Raw genomic sequence first — 16311 nt, 5'->3', positions numbered from 1 at the left:
CGTGCAGCTCCTAAACGTTCATCTGGCGCAGCTGGAGGCGGTTCGACTTGGCCGACTTGCCGAGGTGGCCCGCCAGTTCGGCGACGGTCGGGCTGCGGAACACGGTGGTGACCTTCACGTCGACCTTGAGTTCGTTGCGGATGCGGCCGATCAGCCGGGTGGCCAGCAGGGAGTGCCCGCCGTGGTCGAAGAAGTCGGCGTCGATGCCGATCTGCGGCACGCCCAGGAGTTCGGCGAACAGCCGGCACAGGACTTCCTCGTCGGGGGTGCGCGGTCCGCGGCCGGTGGCGGCGGGGCCGTGTTCGGGGGCGGGCAGCGCGCCGCGGTCGAGTTTGCCGCTGGGGGTCTGCGGCAGGCTCTCCAGCGCCACGATCGCCGAGGGGACCATGTAGGCGGGCAGGTGCTCGCGGGCCAGGGCGGTCAGGGCGGCGGTGTCCACGCCGGCCGCCTGGGTGCCGGGGGCGGGGACGACGTAGGCGACCAGCCGCTGGTCGCCCGCCTGGTCCTCGCGGACCACGGCGACCGCGCTGTCCACGCCGGGGTGGGCCGCCAGGACCTGTTCGATCTCGCCGAGTTCGATGCGAAAGCCGCGGATCTTGACCTGGAAGTCGCTGCGGCCGATGTACTCGACCTGGCCGTCGCCGGTGAAGCGGGCGAGGTCGCCGGTGCGGTACATGCGGGTGCCGGGCGCGCCGTAGGGGCAGGCGACGAAGCGGGTTGCGCTCAGGGCGCTCTGGCCGAGGTAGCCGCGGGCCAGCTGGGTGCCGGCCAGGTACAGCTCGCCGGTGACGCCGGGGGCGACCGGGCGCAGGGCCGCGTCCAGGACGTAGACCTGGGTGTTCCAGATGGGGGCGCCGATGGGCAGGTGGTCGCTGCCGGGGATGTGCTGCCAGTGGGTGACCTCGACGGCGGCCTCGGTGGGGCCGTAGACGTTGTGGGCGCCGCAGCCGGGCAGCAGGGTGGTGAACTTGTTGGCCAGGGCGGGCGGGAAGGCTTCGCCGGCGACTTCGATCCAGCGCAGGCTGGTGCACCGGGCGGCGGTGGGTTCGGCGACGAACGTCTCCAGCAGGGAGGGCACGAAGTCGGCGCCGGTGACCTGGTGCTGCTGGATGAGCTGGGCGAGGTAGGCGGGGTCGCGGCGGCCGTCGGGGCGGGCGATGACGACGGCGGCGCCGACCTGCAGGGGGGCGAACAGTTCGGGTACCGACACATCGAAGCCGGCGGTGGTGCTGAGCAGCACCCGGTCCTGGGGCGTCACGTCGAAGTGCCCGAGGCCCCACTGCAGCCGGTTCATGATGGCCCGGTGGGCGACGGGCACGCCCTTGGGGCCGCCGGTGGAGCCGGAGGTGTAGATGACGTAGGCGGCGTTGTCGGGTGACAGGCTCCGCTGGGGGTCGGTGTGCGGGTAGTGGCCGACGTCGGGCAGGGCGGCGTCCAGGACGAGCAGGGGGCGGGCGCCGGCCAGGACGTGCTGGACGCGCTCGGGCGGCAGTTCGGTGTCGATGGGCACGTAGGCGGCCCCGGCCTTGACGACGGCGTAGATGGCCACCATCAGGTCCACCGAGCGGGGGATCTTGACCGCGACGAGCTGTTCGGGGCCGGCGCCCTGCTCGATGAGCCAGTGCGCCAGCTGGTTGGCGCGCCGGTTGAACTCCTCGTACGTCAGCGTCTCGTCCTCGGCGATGAGCGCGGTGCGCTCAGGGTCGCGGCGCACCTGCGCTTCGAAGGCGTCGGGCAGGGTGGTCGCGGCGAGGGGGCGGGCGGTGTCGTTGACGCGGCGCACCAGGTGGTCGAACTCGTCGCTGTCCAGGACGTCGACCCCGGCGACGGGCGCCGCCGGGTCGGTGAGGATCTCCTCCAGGACGCGGACCAGGCGGGCGGCGACGGCTTTGGCGGCCCTCTGGTCGAACAGGTCGGTCTGGTAGTCCAGGGACAGCCGCAGGTAGGGGTCGGAGGAGTTGAGGGTCAGCGGGTAGTGCGAGCCGGCGAAGGGGCGGATGGCGTCGATGGTGAAGCCGGCCGAGGTGTTCGCCTCGACGATGCCCTCCCGGTCGACGGGGTAGTTCTCGAACACCACGATGGTGTCGAAGAGGCTGGGCAGTCCCACGCCGCGCTGGATGTCGGCCAGGCCGTAGTAGTGGTGGTCCAGGAGGCTGATCTGCCGGTTCTGCAGGTCGGTGATGACCTCGCCCAGGCTCTGGCCGGGGGCGCAGCGGGCGCGGGTCGGCAGGGTGTTGATGAACAGGCCGACCATTTCGTCGGAGCCGGCCAGGTCGGCGGGGCGGCCGTTGACGGCGGCGCCGAACACCACGTCCTGCTGCCCGGTCAGTTTGCTGAGCAGGATCGCCCAGGCGCCCTGCAGCAGGGTGTTCAGGGTGACGCCCAACTGGGCGGCGCGGCGGGCCAGTTCGCGGCCCTTGTCGATGGACAGCGGCACCTCCACCCGGCCCAGGGAGGACGCCTGCCCGCTGGAGGTCAGGTGGGCGGCCACCAGGGTCGGCTGGTCGAAGCCGTCGAGTTCGCTCTTCCAGCGGGCGGCGGAGGCCTCCCGGTCCTGGCGGGACAGCCAGGCCAGGTAGTCGCCGTAGCTGCGCACCGGGGCGAGGTCGCCGCTTTGTGCGTACAGCCGCACCAGGTCGGTGATGACCAGGGGTGAGGACCAGCCGTCGAAGAGGGTGTGGTGGGCGGTGATGATGAGTTTGGTCCGCTCGGGTCCGCAGGTGAGCTGGGTCAGGCGCAGCAGCGGGGGGCGGGCGGGGTCCAGCGGGTGGGCGCGGTCCTCGGCCAGGGCCCGGTCCAGGGCGGCGTCCTGGTCGCTGTCGCTGTGGCCGCTGACGTCCAGGTGCTGCCAGGGCAGGGTGACGTGCTGGGGCACGACCTGGACGGGTTCGCCGTCGGCGGTGCTGACGAACGCGGAGCGCAGGTTGGGGTGGCGCTGGAGCAGGGCCTGTCCGGCGGCCTGCATGCGGGCGGGGTCCACGGGTCCGGACAGGTGCAGGACGAACTGCATGTGGTAGACGTCGAAGGCGCCGTCGGCCAGGGCGGCCTGGAACTGGATGCCGGACTGTCCCGGGGCCTGGGGCCACACCTGGGCCAGTGCCCCGTAGCGTTCCTCGAAGGCGTCGATGTCGCTCTGGGTGAGGGTGACCAGGGGGGCGTCGCAGGGGGTGAGGCCGCCGATGTGGGGGCGGGCGGCGTGGGCGGCCATGCCGTGCAGGGCCCGCACCCACAGCTCGGCGATCTCGCCGGCCTGCTCGCGGGTCAGGACGCCTTGCGGGAAGAGGAAGGCGGCCTGCAGGCAGGTGCCCTCGCCGGTGTCGGTGGCGACGGAGTTGACCTCCAGCGCGGACAGGGCGGGCAGGTCCTCGTCGGGCTGCGCGATCAGCTGGGCGGACCAGGACGCCGGGCCCCAGCCGTCGGTGCGCAGTTCCTCGGGCACGTCGGCGTCGGAGATCCGGCCGAGGTAGTTGAAGCCGATCTGCGGCACGGCCAGGCCGGCGAGCTGGTCGGCGCCGTCGGGGTTGAGGTGGCGCAGCAGTCCGTAGCCCAGGCCCTTGTCGGGGATCCGGCGCAGTTGTTCCTTGACCAGCTTGATGGCGGTGGCGGCGGCCGGCCCGCCGGCCAGGGCCTCGTCGAAGTCGACGGTGCGCACGTCGATGCGGGCGGGGTACATGGTGGTGAACCAGCCCACGGTGCGCGAGAGGTCGGCGCCGGGGACGGCGTCCTCCTCGCGGCCGTGGCCCTCCAGGCGGACCAGGGCGGGGGTGTCGGCGGCCCGCCAGTGGTGCACGGCCAGCGCCAGGGCGGCCAGCAGTACGTCGGTGCCGGTGCCGCGGAACGCGGCGGGCAGGGTGGTCAGGACCGCTTCGGTGACGTCGGCGGGCAGCTGGACCCGCACGGTGTCCAGGGTGGACCACACGTCCACCGCGGGGTCGAGGTGGCGGCTGCCCAGTGGCGGGTCGGGGGCTTCGAGCAGGTCGCGCCAGTACGCCAGTTCCTGCTCCCGGCGCGGGCTGAGCGCCTCCTCGGCCAGGGCGGCGGCCCAGCGGCGGGCGGAGGTGCCGGTGGCGGGCAGCTCGGGCCGCTGTCCGCGGCGCACCTGCTGCCAGGCATGGGCGAAGTCCGCCATCAGGATGCGCCAGGACACCCCGTCGACCACCAGGTGGTGCAGGACCACCAGGAGCCGGCCCGCGCCCGTGGGCGGGGCGAACCACACGAAGTCCGCCATCGTGCCGGCACACGGGTCCAGGCGGCCGGTCGCCCGGTGCAGTTCCTGCCGGGCGACGTCCAGCAGGGCCGGGTCCTCGAAGCGGCCGTCGCACTCGATGCGGTGCAGGAGGTCGACGGCGTGCACGCTGCCCGGCGGTTGGGCCACGAGCTGGGGCTGCGGGCCGTCTTCGAGGCGGGCGCGCAGCAGGTCGTGGCGGTCCAGGACGGCGTCCAGGGTGGCGGCCAGCGTGTCGGCGCCGATGCCGCCGGGCAGTTCCAGGACCATCGACATGGCGAAGCGGTTCATGCTGCCGCCGTGCTCGAAGACCTGCCGGGCCACCGGGGGCAGCGGCATCGCTCCGACGCCGCCGCTCTCGTCCTCGGCCAGGACCGCGACCTGGCCCTGGCGGTCGTGCGCCGCCTCGGCGAGGCGGGCGGCGGTGCGGCATTCGAAGATCTCGCGGGTGGACAGCTCAAGGCCCCGGGCGCGGGCGCGGGCGACCACCTGGATGGAGCGCAGGCTGTCGCCGCCGGCGGCGAAGAAGTCGTCGTCGACGCCGACCCGGTCCACGCCCAGGACGTCCGCGTACGCGGCGGTGATGATCTTCTCGGTGTCGGTGCCGGGCTCGCGGTAGCTCTCGGTGCCGAACTCCGGTTCGGGCAGCGCCGAGCGGTCCGGTTTGCCGGTGGGGCCCAGCGGCAGCCGGTCCAGGGCCACGAACGCCGAGGGCACCATGTAGTCGGGCAGCCGGGCCGCGGTGAACTTGCGCAGTTCGGCCGAGGACGCGCCGGCCAGCACGTCCACGTCGCCGATCCCGCCGGCGCCGTCGTCGCCGACGCCGCCTTCGCCGGTGTGCACCACGTAGGCGACCAGCCGGCGGCCGCCCGCGGGTACCTCCCGGCTGATCACCAGGGCCTCGCTGATCCCGGGGTGGCTGGTGATCGCCGCCTCGACCTCGGCGGTCTCGATGCGGAATCCGCGGACCTTGACCTGGCCGTCGCTGCGGCCCACGCACTCCAGCAGGCCGGCCGCGTTCACGCGGGCCAGGTCGCCGGTGCGGTACATCCGCTCCCCCGCCGGCCCGAAGGGGCTGGCCACGAAGCGTTCGGCGGTCAGCGCGGGCCGGCCCAGGTAGCCGCGGCCCAGGCAGGACCCCACCACGTACAGCTCGCCCACCACGCCCGGCGGGACCGGGGCGAGGCCCGGGCCCAGCACGTAGGCGCGCATGCCCGCAAGGGGGGCGCCGATGGGCACCACGTCGCCCTCCGGCCACGGCTGGGAGGCGGGGAGGGTGAAGGTGGTGGCGTAGAAACTCTCGCTCTGCCCGTAGCAGTTGACGATGCGCACGTCCGGCAGTGACTGGCGGACCTGGTGCACCAGGCGGCCCGGCAGTACGTCGCCGGCGCACACCAGGGTGTGCACGTCCGGGGACCTGTCCAGGTGGGCGGCGAGTTCGGTGAGCACGCTGGGCACGCCGCTGACGATGTGGCCGTCCCAGCCCTCGCCCTCGCCCAGCACCAGGGCGCTGTCGACGAGTTCGGCGGTGCCGCCGGTGCTCAGGGTGGTCAGCAGCTCGAAGACCGAGACGTCGAAGTTGACGGAGGTGGCGGCCAGCATCCGCCAACCGGGCGGGGTGTCCAGCACCCGTACCAGCTCCCGCACCCCGGTGACGATGTTGCGGTGGGTGAGGGCCGCGCCCTTGGGGGTGCCGGTGGAGCCGGAGGTGTACATCACGTACGCCAGGTGCTCGCCGGTCAGCGCCGCCCGGCGCCGGCTGCCCGGGGTGCCGGTGGCAGTCCACTGTTCGCGTTCGTCGACATCGATGACGGTGAGGGTGCTGTCGGGCAGCCGGGTGCGGGTGGCGGTGTCGGTGAGCGCGAAGCGGGGGGCGGCCTCGCGCAGCACGCTCTCGGCGCGGCCGGCGAGGTGGCGCGGGTCCAGCGGCACGTATCCGGCGCCGGACTTGAGGATGCCCAGCAGGCCGGCCACCAGGTCCTCGGTGCGGGGCAGCGCCAGCAGCACCAGGTCCTCCGGGCCCGCCCCCTGCTCCAGCAGCTGGGAGGCGACAGCGTCGGCGCGCTCGTCGAGTTCGCGGTAGGTCAGGGTGCGGCCCTGGCAGGCCAGCGCCGGGGCGTCGGGGGTGCGGGCGACCTGGCGTTCGAACAGCTCCGGTACCGTCTGCGCCTCCCCCTCCGCGGCGGCTTCCCGCTGCCGGGGGTGGGGCGGGGGCAGCAGCTGGGCGCGCTCGCTCTCCTCCAGGACGTCCAGGGTGTGGATGGCGCGCTCGGGGTCGGCGGTCAGGCGCTCGAGGACGCGCACGAAGCGGCGGGCGATGCGCTGGGCGCTGTCGGGGTCGAAGAGGGCGGCGGCGTACTCCAGGCGGCAGTTCGCGCCGCCCGAGCCGTCGGGCAGCAGGTCGAAGAACAGGTCGAACTTGGCGGTGCCGGTCTCCAGGCGCTGCACCTGGACGCCCAGGTGCGGCAGTTGCAGGTCCGGCACGGGCGGCTGCCAGGACAGCATGACCTGGAAGAAGGGGTTGTAGGCGGTGGAGCGGTCGGGGTTGATCAGCTCCACCAGCCGCTCGAAGGGCAGGTCCTGGTGGTCGTAGGCGGCAAGGGAACGCTCGCGGACCCGGTGCAGCAGCGTGGTGAAGTCCGGGCTGCCCGACAGGTCCACGCGCAGTACCCAGGTGTTGACGAAGAAGCCGACGAGGTCGCGCAGTTCCTCGTCGGTGCGGTCGGTGATCGGCGCGCCGATGGACACGTCGTCACCGCACCCGAGGTGGTGCAGCAGGACCGCGAGCGCGGAGTGCATGACCATCGAGACGGTGGTGTCGGCCCGGGTGGCGAGCTTCTCCACGGCGGCCAGCAGGTCGGCGTCGATGGTGAAGGGGATCCGGTCGCCGTCCGCGCTCATCACCCGCGGCCTGGGCCGGTCGGTGGGCAGCGCCAGCGGCTGCGGCAGATCGGCCAGCTGGTCGCGCCAGTACGCCAGTTGGCGGGCGGCCACACTGTCCGGGTCGTCCTCCTGGCCCAGCACCTCGCGCTGCCACAGCGTGTAGTCCGCGTACTGCACCGGCAGCGGCTCCCACGCCGGGGCGCCGCCCTCGCTGCGGGCCGCGTAGGCGGTGGTCAGATCGCGGAACAGCGGCCCGAAGGACTCCCCGTCCACGGCGATGTGGTGCGCCACCACGACCAGGGTGTGCTCGCGGGGGCCGGTGCGCAGCAGCCGGGCGCGCAGCGGGATGTCGGCGGCCAGGTCGAAGGTCTCGGTGGCCGCCTCCTCGATCGCCGCCTGCCGCTCGGCCGCGCCGACGTCCCTGACGGGCAGGGCGAACGGTGCCTGCTCGCCGGTGAGGATCCGCTGGTGCGGCACGCCGTCCTCGTCCTCGACGATGACGGTGCGCAGCACCTCGTGCCGCTCGACGACGTCGGCCAGCGCCGCCGTGAGCGCGCCGACGTCCAGCTCGCCGGTCAGCCGCAGGGCGAAAGCGCCGTTGTAGGTCGGCGAAGGGCCTTCGAAGCGGTCCACGAACCACAGCCGACGCTGCGCGAACGACAACGGGATCATTGTTTCTCCAAATTCGGCGAAAACCAGGCGAAAGCGGGGGTGGCGGCTCAGTTCAGGTCGAGCAGGGTCAGCAGGTCGTCGTTGTAGAAGTCGTCGATGGAGCAGGCACCCGACAGCGTCGAGAAGTAGCGGTCGATGTGCTCCTGGTGGCCGACGAGTTTCTGCAGCATCTCCACCCGTCCCTGGGGCTTGAGCTCGGCGACGTTCAGCGCGCCCTGGTACTGGCTCAGGGCCTCGCCGCTCAGGTCGTTCTCATAGCGGCGCAGCGCCGTGCGCAGCGCCGCGTCCTCGTGCAGGTTCGGGCCGATGTGGCCGGTCAGCGACTGGGCCTGGACGAACGCCTCGGTGATGCCGCGGGCGGTGATGGAGTCCTTGTGGTTGACCGCGTCCCCGACCAGCACCCAGCCGGGGCCGTACGCCTTGCGGAAGTAGTTCTCCTGGTGGCCGGTGCCGTACAGCTGCTCCACCCGGCGGCCCGCCGCCATGCGTTCGTACAGCTCGGGGGCGGTGGTGCGGAAGGAGTCGAGGTAGAAGGGTTCGACGCCCTTGCGGACGTCGTTGTACTCCTCCTGCGGGAAGTAGGTCATCAGCAGGGTGAGGTCGTCGTTGGTGGGGATGACGCCGATCCAGCGGCCGGGCCGCTCGTACAGCTCGAAGTGCGAGGGCACGTCGGCCCAGTAGCTGTAGTAGGTGCACGTCACCCGCGGGTGCTCGATGACGTTGGGGGCGCCGGCCTTGCGGGCCACCAGCGAGCGCATCCCGTCCGCGCCGACGACCAGGCGGGCCCGCTCCTCGGTGTCGGTGCCGCCGGGCGTGCTGTAGCGCACGCCCACCACCCGCTCGTCCTCCCACAACAGGTCCTTGACCTGGCAGGACTGGCGGAAGTCGACGCCGGCCTCGACGGCGCCCTGGGCCAGGACCGGGTCCAGGACGTAGCGGCGGGGCGCGTAGGTGTGGTGCAGGCCCTCCAGCGGCTGCGAGAAGCCCTCGATGCGCACGCCCGGCCCCTCGTAGCTCTGGCGGGTGATCGGCCGGCAGCCGGCCTTGGTCAGCGCCTCCAGCAGCCCCCAGCGTTTGAGCAGCGCCATGCCCTGCATGTGGATGTAGTGCGAGGACAGGGTGTCCTGCGGGAACTGCGCCTTCTCCAGGAGCAGGACCCGGTAGCCCTGCCGTGCGAAGAGCATGGCCGTCGGCGAACCCGCACAACGGGCACCGATGACAATCACGTCGTACATGGCGCGCCTCTCTTACCAGGTAGTTGTTGCACGCGTCGCGGCCACGGCCGGTGGCCTGACCTTGTTCGCGCGGCTGCGCTGAAGATGCGGTGCGGAGCGGTGCGGCCGGGGGCCGCGGCGGGACGGCGCGGAGGCCCGCCCGCCGGGTCGCGGCCGCTGCCGGCCGTCCGCGAGCGGACCGCGCCGGGCCGGGCGGGCCGGCACGGGTGGGTGCGGTGGCCGCCCCCGCCGTGCCGTGCCCCGCGTGTCGTGCGGTGTCGTGCCGGGGTGTGTCGTGGTGGGGCGGGATGGTGCCCGGGGGGTGCCGGGGTGTGGGTCGCCGCTGTCCCGCGGGGCGGGATCAGGGGGTGGGGGTGCGCTGGGCTTCGATGTAGGCGCTGATGGTGGCCACCGTCGGGTTGAGGAACATCTGGTCCATGGGGACCTCGACGCCCAGTTCCTCCAGGAAGGCACCCTGGATCCCGACCATGATCACGGACTGGCCGCCCAGGGCGAAGAAGTCGTCGTCCGCCGCGATGTCCTCGCGGCCCAGTTCCCGGCACCAGATGGCGCGCACGCTGTCGGCAGTCATCGCTGTCCTTTTCTCCTCGGTTCTCCTCGGTCGCACAAGGGAGTTGGCCCGGGCTAGGCCGCTGTGCCGCTGCCGGCGTAGGTCTTGAGTGAGCCGACGAGTGCCGCGCGGTCGACCTTGCCGTGCGGGCTCAGCGGCAGGCGCAGGATGTTCACGAACCGGGCGGGGACCATGTTGCGCGGCAGCGTGCGCAGCAGCCGGGTGCGCACGTCGTCCTCGGTGAGCTCGTTGCGGGAGGGCACGATGAACGCGCTCAGCTCGGCCTCCCCCGCGTCGGTGTAGGTGGCGACGACGGCGGCCTCGCGGATGCCGGCCAGCTTGCCCAGCGCCCGCTCGATGTCGGTGGGGTCGATGCGCATGCCCCGCACCTTGACCTGGGCGTCCATCCGGCCGGCGACGACCAGGTGGCCGGCCTCGCTGACACATCCGCGGTCGCCCGTGCGGTACAGCAGCACCGGCGCCCCGTCGACGTCGACGGTGGTGAACTTCGCGTTCTCCGGTCCCGCGGCGCCCAGGTAGCCGGCGCCCACTCCGTCGCCGGCGATGCAGATCTCGCCGTACTCCCCCTGCGCGACGCCGCGCAGGTTCTCGTCCAGCAGGTGGATGTCGGTGTTGTAGGCGGGGGTGCCGACGGGGGCGATGTCCTGCTCGCCGGAGCGGTAGTGGGCCAGGTCGTAGGAGGTGGCGACGTCCGTGCACTCGGCGACGCCGTACTGGTGCAGCAGGGTGCAGGTGTTGCCCTCGCGGCGGGCCCAGCCGGTGAGCCGTTCGGGCTTGAGGGCCTCCCCGCCGAACAGTACGTAGTCCAGGCGGGTGAGCGCGTCCCCGCCGCGGGCCCGCTCCCAGTCCACCAGCACGTACAGGGTGCTGGAGGCGCAGTGCACGACGCGGATCTCGTGCTCGCCCAGGATGCGGTAGGCCATCATGGCGTCGAAGTTGCGGCTGGCCATCAGGTGCTGGGTGGCGCCGCAGAACAGCGGTGTCATCAGGGCGCGTTGGGAGAGGTCGAAGCCGAACGCGCTGACGACCAGGTGGTTCGAGCCGCTGTGCAGCCCGTACTCCAGGGTGAGCCAGTTCATCAGGTTGAACCAGCCGCGGTGGCGTACGGCGGTCAGCTTGGGTGTGCCGGTGGAGCCGGAGGTGAAGACGGCGTAGCAGATGTCCTCGCCGGTGACGTCGGCCTGCGGTGAGGTCGCCGGGAGCGCCGCCAGGTGCTCGGTGAGCTGCTCGAGGTCGATGACGTCGACGGCAGCCGAGTCGACCATCGCGGCGGTCGCCGGACAGGCCACGATCAGGGCCAGGCCCGGGACCTGGCCCAGCAGCAGCTGCAGCCGGGCGGCGGGGTAGGCGGGGTCGAAGGGGACGTAGGCGGCGCCCGCCTTGAGGGTGCCGAGGATGGCGACGAGCATGTCGATGGAGTAGTCCAGGCAGACCCCCACCTTCGCGCCCCGGCCGTGTCCACGCCGGGCCAGGAAGTGCGCGAACCGGTTCGCCCGCGCGTCCAGCTCGGCGTAGGTCAGCTGCCGGCCGGCCCAGCGGACGGCGACGGCGTCGGGGGTGGCCTGCGCGTGTGCCTCGAACCGGTGGTGGACGACGGGCACCGGGGGCAGGGCAACCCGCTTTCCCTGAAGGATCATCAACTGGCTCCGATGTGAAAAGGGTCCGGTCACGGACGGAAGGGAAGGGGCCGGGGGCGCCCCGGGCCGGGAAGCGGGGCCGGGCGGTGGGGGCGCGGGTTTCAGGCGCCGGGGTGCGGGGCGGTGGGCCGGTCGGCGGCCGCAAGGACGCGGGCCGCCCACTGGCTGAGGGACAGACCGTCCGCGGCGGCGGCCTTGGCGCAGTGCTCCAGCTGGCCGGCGGACAGTTCGATGGTGAGCGTGGCGCGCTCGTGCCCGTCCTGTCCGTCCTGGCCGTGGGATGCCTGCGGGCCGGGTCGGGCGGCCGGCCCGGTGCCCGCCCCCGTGCCGGACACCTCGCGGTGCCCGCCGGTGGTGGCGGGGGGTGCGGCCGCATCGCTCTGCGCGGCCAGGCCCGCGCGCAGCGCCCGGCGCAGTTCGTTGCGCGACCACTTGTGCTGTTCGGCCTGGCGCAGCCAGTAGTCCTGCTCCGGGGGCGAGAGGCGGGTCACCTCGGCGTGGTGGGCGAAGCTGAGGGAGTCCCGCCGGCGCTCGTGCTCGAACCGCCGGGCCACCCACGCGTAGTTGCGCAGGGTCTGGTAGTCCAGGCCGGTGCGCTCGACCGCCTCCTTGTAGCGCCGCCACCCGTAGGTGGCCTCCCCGAAGAGCAGCCAGTCGGCGAGCCACCACGCGGAGGAGTTCACCAGTTCGCGCAGGTTGATGCCGATCTGCTCCCAGGACCGCTCCGGCAGGTTCTGCGGGAACGTCATCCCCGACTTCTGCACCGTGGCCTGCCTGCCCACGAAGGACAGGAACACCTCGCGCTGCGCCGGCTCCCCGCGCTGCTCCACCGGCCTGGTCCCGTACCTGCTCGCGGTTCTCACAGCCCCCGTCACAGCCCTCATCTCCCCACTCGACGTCATCCGTTGTCCGGGCCCGGCCCGCCCCGCCCGCGCCGGGCGGCCCCGGCGGCGAGCGCCGTGCCTGCCCGCGCGTCTCGCGGGCCCGCGGCGCTCGCGCCGGAGCCCCCGCAGTGGCGCGGGGCGGCCGGCCGTGGCCGCCCTGCGGGGGCCCTTCCTGAACCGTTCAGGCGCCGGCTGTCAGTCGGCCGCCATCGCCTCCTGCAGGCTCTTGGGGCGCAGGTCGGTCCAGTTCTGCTCGACGTACTCCAGGCACTCGGCCCGCGCGGCCTCACCGAACACCACGCGCCAGCCGGCGGGCACCTCGGCGAACACCGGCCACAGGGAGTGCTGCTCCTCGTCGTTGACCACCACGTGGAAGCGGCCGTCCGCGTCATCGAAGGGGTTCGTGCTCAACTGGCACCGTCCTTGTCCGTCATGAGGTGACTGCAGATGGGAAGACGCCGGGCCCGGCGCCGGCGGGCACGCGGCTCGCCGGTCGGGGTGTCCCTGGATCGGGCCGGACACCCGCATGCGGTGTCCGGTCGACAGGACACCGCGCACCGGCGGCCCCGGCGATGCCACGTCACCGTAGGGAGCCGGCGCTCGGCGCTACAAGGCCGTACGGGCCGGTGGGCACCCCGCCGCCGGAGCGCACCTGCCGGGCGCCGGCAGCCCTGTACCCGGCCGCCGTCCTGTGCCACGATGCCGCGCTCGCAGCCCCGGCCGGGCGGGGCGCATGAGGATCACTCGAGAGCCGCCACACCTGCGGCGGAGCCCGCCCCCGCGCCCCGCCCGGGCACCCCGGCAGGCTCGTAAAGTGCCCAGGTGCGCCACCGCGCACAGGGGGCGAAACGAAGAGACGAGAACGAGGGGGACGGCGATGGACGGCACCCCGGGCGCCCTGCGCCTGTTCGTCCTGCACCACGCGGGAGGCTCCCACGTGCTGTACCGCCACTGGCCGGCCCACCTGCCCGGCACCTGGGACGTGCGGCTGCTCGACGCCCCCGGCCACGGCCTGCTCCTGGACGTGCCGCAGATCAGCGACGCCCACGCCCTCGCCGACTTCCTGCTGCACAGCATCGAGGACGAACTCGACGGCCCCTACGCCCTGTTCGGGCACAGCATGGGCGCCCTGCTGGCGTACGAGATGACCCGGCGGGCCCTGGAACGGGGACTGCCGCCGCCGGTGTGGGTCGGTGTCTCCGCCCGCCCCGCACCGCAGTCGGCCGGCCCGCCGAGCAGGTACCACGAACTGCCCGACGCCGAGCTGCGCACCCGGCTGAAGTCCCTCGACGGAACACCCGACGAGGTCTTCGACGACCCCGGCCTGTGGGCGTTGCTCGCCCCGCTCATCCGCGGCGACCTGCGCCTGGTGGAAACCTGGCGGCCCGACCCGGGTGCCGCCCCGCTGCCGGTGGCCCTGTCCGCCTACGCGGGCGCCGGCGACCACTCCGCCTCACCGCACCAGATGGCGGGCTGGGCCCGGCACGCCACCCACTTCACGGGCCTTCGGGTCTTCGACGGCGGCCACTTCTACTTCCAGGACGACCCCACAGCACTGCTGCGGCAGATCACACGCGATGCGACGGACGCACTGGAGGCGTCCCTCGCGTGAAGCGCGTCCGGCGGCGCGGACGGGGCGGCCGGCACGTCCGGCGCCGTCCCGGTGTCCGGGGTGGCGGGTGCGTCCGGGGTGGCCGGGGTGTCCGGCGCGGCGCACCTGTGACGGGGCGCCGCTGAGCGTACGGGGCGCCGGCACCGGTGCTGCGGGTGTTCTCGCCTGCCGGCCCGTGGTGTGGGGCGGGGCCGAGACGCCTCGGAAGCGGTGACCTGCCCGGAGGCTGTGCCCTGCCCGGGGCGGTGCGGTGAACCGCTGCGGAGTCGCACCTTCGCGTGATCCGGGCGCCGCGCCGGGGTCGTGCCTCCCCCTGTCCCCCGCTGCCCGCCGCGTACCCGCCTGTATTGCCTGCGGGGTGCGCCGGGTGTCCTGCGTGCGTGTGCCGGGCCCACCGGCCGCGGCGGGTCTGCGGGCGTGCTGTCGTGCCCTGTGCCGCCGCGCTGTCGTGCGCCGTGCTGCCGTCGCACCGGGATGGGGCCGCTTCCTCTGATGCGCCGGCCGACGTGGCCTCTGCCGTGTGCCGCGCGAGGAGCCGTCACGCCCGGCCCCCGTGCCGCAGCGCCGACTGCGGCCACACCATCACGCCCTACGCACCCTCGTGCCGTCATGCCGTCATGCCGTCATGCCGTCATGCCGTTGGGTCGGAGTGGCTCACCGGGGGCGGAATCACTGGCTCTCTTTTAGCCAACTCCGTTCCGGTGAAGGGCCGTTGGCGGGCCCGTGCAGGGGCCTTCTACGCGCCAGGTGGGCGTTCGGTTCCACGGAGGCCTCTTTGGGCCGTCGACCGCTTTGTCGGCGTTCGGGGTCATGCTGCGCACGCTATCCGCACACAACACCGGTGACCTACTCTGCCGCCGACGGACCGCACAAGTACGGCATCAGCCAATAAGAGACGACTGTCAGGAGCGGGGAATGACGATACGCAAGAGGCCAAGAACCGGCGTGATCGGTGTGGCGGCAGTCGCGATCACGGCCACCGTCCTCACGGGCCCGGCCGGGGCGGACACCGCTCCCCCGGCCGGCCATCAGGCGACGCAGGCCGCGATCGACGCGGCTGTCGCGGGCGGTATCCCGGGCGTGGCCGCCGAGGCCCGGGACACCACGGGGGTGTGGAAGACGGCGTCGGGGGTGGGCGACCTGAAGACGGGTGAGCCGCGCGGCAAGAACGACCGGTTCCGCGTCGGGCACCTGACCAGCACGTTCGTCGCGACGGTGCTGCTGCAGATGGAGGCGGAGCACAAGCTGTCCCTGGACGACACCGTGGAGCGGCATCTGCCCGGCCTGGTGCGGGGCAACGGCAACGACGGCAACGCGATCACCGTGCGGCAGCTGCTCAACCACACCAGCGGCCTGGCGGACTACTTCGCCGACAGCGACTACGTCGCCACCTACGTGCAGGGCGAGGGCTATCTCCAGCACCGCTACGACACCCTGCCGCACGACAAGCGCGTGAAGGTGGCGCTGGCCCACGCGCCGGTGTTCGCGCCCGGTAGCAGGCACGGGTTCTCCAACACCAACGACGTCCTGGCGGCGATGGTCGTGGAGAAGGTCGGCGGGCGCTCGTACGAGGACGAGGTGCGCAAGCGCCTCATCGAGCCGCTGGGACTGAAGGCGACGTCCACCCCGGGCACCGGCGCGCAGCTGCCGGAGCCGAGCAGCCGCGGCTACTCCAAGCTCTTCTACGACACGCAGCCGGACCGCATCGACGACGTCACCGAGGTCAACGGCTCGCAGCTGTGGGGCAACACCGACGTCATCTCCAGCGCGGGCGACCTGAACCGGTTCTACGGGGCGCTGCTGCGGGGGAAGCTGCTGCCGGCGCAGCAGCTGAAGGAGATGAAGACGACCGTCGTCAATCCCGACTTCCCCATCTCCTCCTACGGGCTGGGCATCGAGCGGCTGACGCTGGGCTGCGGCACCAGCATCTGGTACCGCGACGGGGGCACGGTGGGCTGGCTGTCGCTGGTCGCGCTCACCGACGACGGCCGCCACCAGCTGGCGTTCAGCTACAACGGTGACTGGCGGGCGGACGAGATCCTGCCGATCCTCAGCGCGGAGTTCTGCTCCTGACGCCAGGCATCCGCCACCTGCGGCATGCCGGGCGCCCTGCGCCGGGGCGCCCCACACGGCACCACCGCACGACACATCACCGCACCGCCGTATGAGCGCAGCACCGCACCGCCGTATGAGCACACCACCGCACCACCGCACGAGCGCGACACCGCACGCATGCGGCACCGCAGGCACGCGGCACCGCGCGCATCGCGGCAGGGCGGCGTCGCGTCACGGCGCGAGCGCAGTCCCCCCACACTTTGCGGGTCCCGGCCCCCCGATGTCCGTGCCGGGACCCGGCGTCAACAGGCCGCCATCCGGGCCCCCTTGCCGCAGGCCGGCCCCCGTGAGCCGGGGCCGGCCGGGCACCTGACAGCACCCAGCCCCGAGCCGGTTGCCGGTGGTCGGCAGGCCGGGCCGGGGTGTGGCGCCGGGGGGCGCCGGTGAACCCGCGTCGCGCATCCCCGCACCCCCGCGTCCCCTGCATTTCCGCCTCCCCGCATCCCCGCCCCCTCCCCATGGTTGTCATGGTCATGG

Annotated in this window: 8 protein-coding genes; 2 read left to right on the top strand and 6 right to left on the bottom strand. The window is 73.2% G+C overall.

Annotated elements, in window-relative coordinates:
• Nucleotides 1–10: 10 nt before the first annotated feature.
• From ACZ4VA_RS33855 to ACZ4VA_RS33830, 6 genes are all read right to left on the bottom strand, one after another.
• The gene (locus ACZ4VA_RS33855) at nucleotides 11–7780 is read right to left on the bottom strand and encodes an amino acid adenylation domain-containing protein (protein ID WP_468083791.1); all 7770 of its coding nucleotides are present in this window, start codon (nucleotides 7778–7780) and stop codon (nucleotides 11–13) included.
• 47 nt (nucleotides 7781–7827) lie between these two features.
• Nucleotides 7828–9015: an NAD(P)/FAD-dependent oxidoreductase gene (locus ACZ4VA_RS33850; protein ID WP_389391911.1), complete on the bottom strand. Its 1188-nt coding sequence runs from the start codon at nucleotides 9013–9015 to the stop codon at nucleotides 7828–7830.
• A gap of 340 nt (nucleotides 9016–9355) precedes the next feature.
• Nucleotides 9356–9586 carry a phosphopantetheine-binding protein gene (locus ACZ4VA_RS33845; RefSeq protein WP_355782861.1) on the bottom strand — a complete coding sequence of 77 codons (231 nt, stop codon included), beginning with the start codon at nucleotides 9584–9586 and terminating at the stop codon, nucleotides 9356–9358.
• A 53-nt stretch (nucleotides 9587–9639) separates the two neighbouring features.
• A complete protein-coding gene (locus ACZ4VA_RS33840) occupies nucleotides 9640–11223 on the bottom strand; it encodes an amino acid adenylation domain-containing protein (RefSeq protein ID WP_356169043.1) in 1584 nt (527 codons plus the stop codon).
• Nucleotides 11224–11324: 101 nt separating this feature from the next.
• Complete coding sequence (locus ACZ4VA_RS33835) at nucleotides 11325–12053, bottom strand: LmbU family transcriptional regulator (protein WP_356169046.1); 729 nt, start codon at nucleotides 12051–12053, stop codon at nucleotides 11325–11327.
• A 249-nt stretch (nucleotides 12054–12302) separates the two neighbouring features.
• The gene (locus ACZ4VA_RS33830; protein WP_261707133.1) at nucleotides 12303–12518 is read right to left on the bottom strand and encodes an MbtH family protein; all 216 of its coding nucleotides are present in this window, start codon (nucleotides 12516–12518) and stop codon (nucleotides 12303–12305) included.
• Nucleotides 12519–12984: 466 nt separating this feature from the next.
• Between ACZ4VA_RS33830 and ACZ4VA_RS33825 the strand changes: the two genes are divergently transcribed.
• Both ACZ4VA_RS33825 and ACZ4VA_RS33820 read left to right on the top strand, forming a co-directional pair.
• Nucleotides 12985–13719: a thioesterase II family protein gene (locus tag ACZ4VA_RS33825; protein WP_355793108.1), complete on the top strand. Its 735-nt coding sequence runs from the start codon at nucleotides 12985–12987 to the stop codon at nucleotides 13717–13719.
• A 915-nt stretch (nucleotides 13720–14634) separates the two neighbouring features.
• Nucleotides 14635–15792, top strand: a complete 1158-nt coding sequence (locus tag ACZ4VA_RS33820) for a serine hydrolase domain-containing protein (protein ID WP_356169052.1) — start codon at nucleotides 14635–14637, stop codon at nucleotides 15790–15792.
• Nucleotides 15793–16311 lie beyond the last annotated feature (519 nt).

Source organism: Streptomyces sp. NPDC028308 (assembly GCF_055565855.1).
This window is presented reverse-complemented; position numbering and strand designations above follow the sequence as displayed.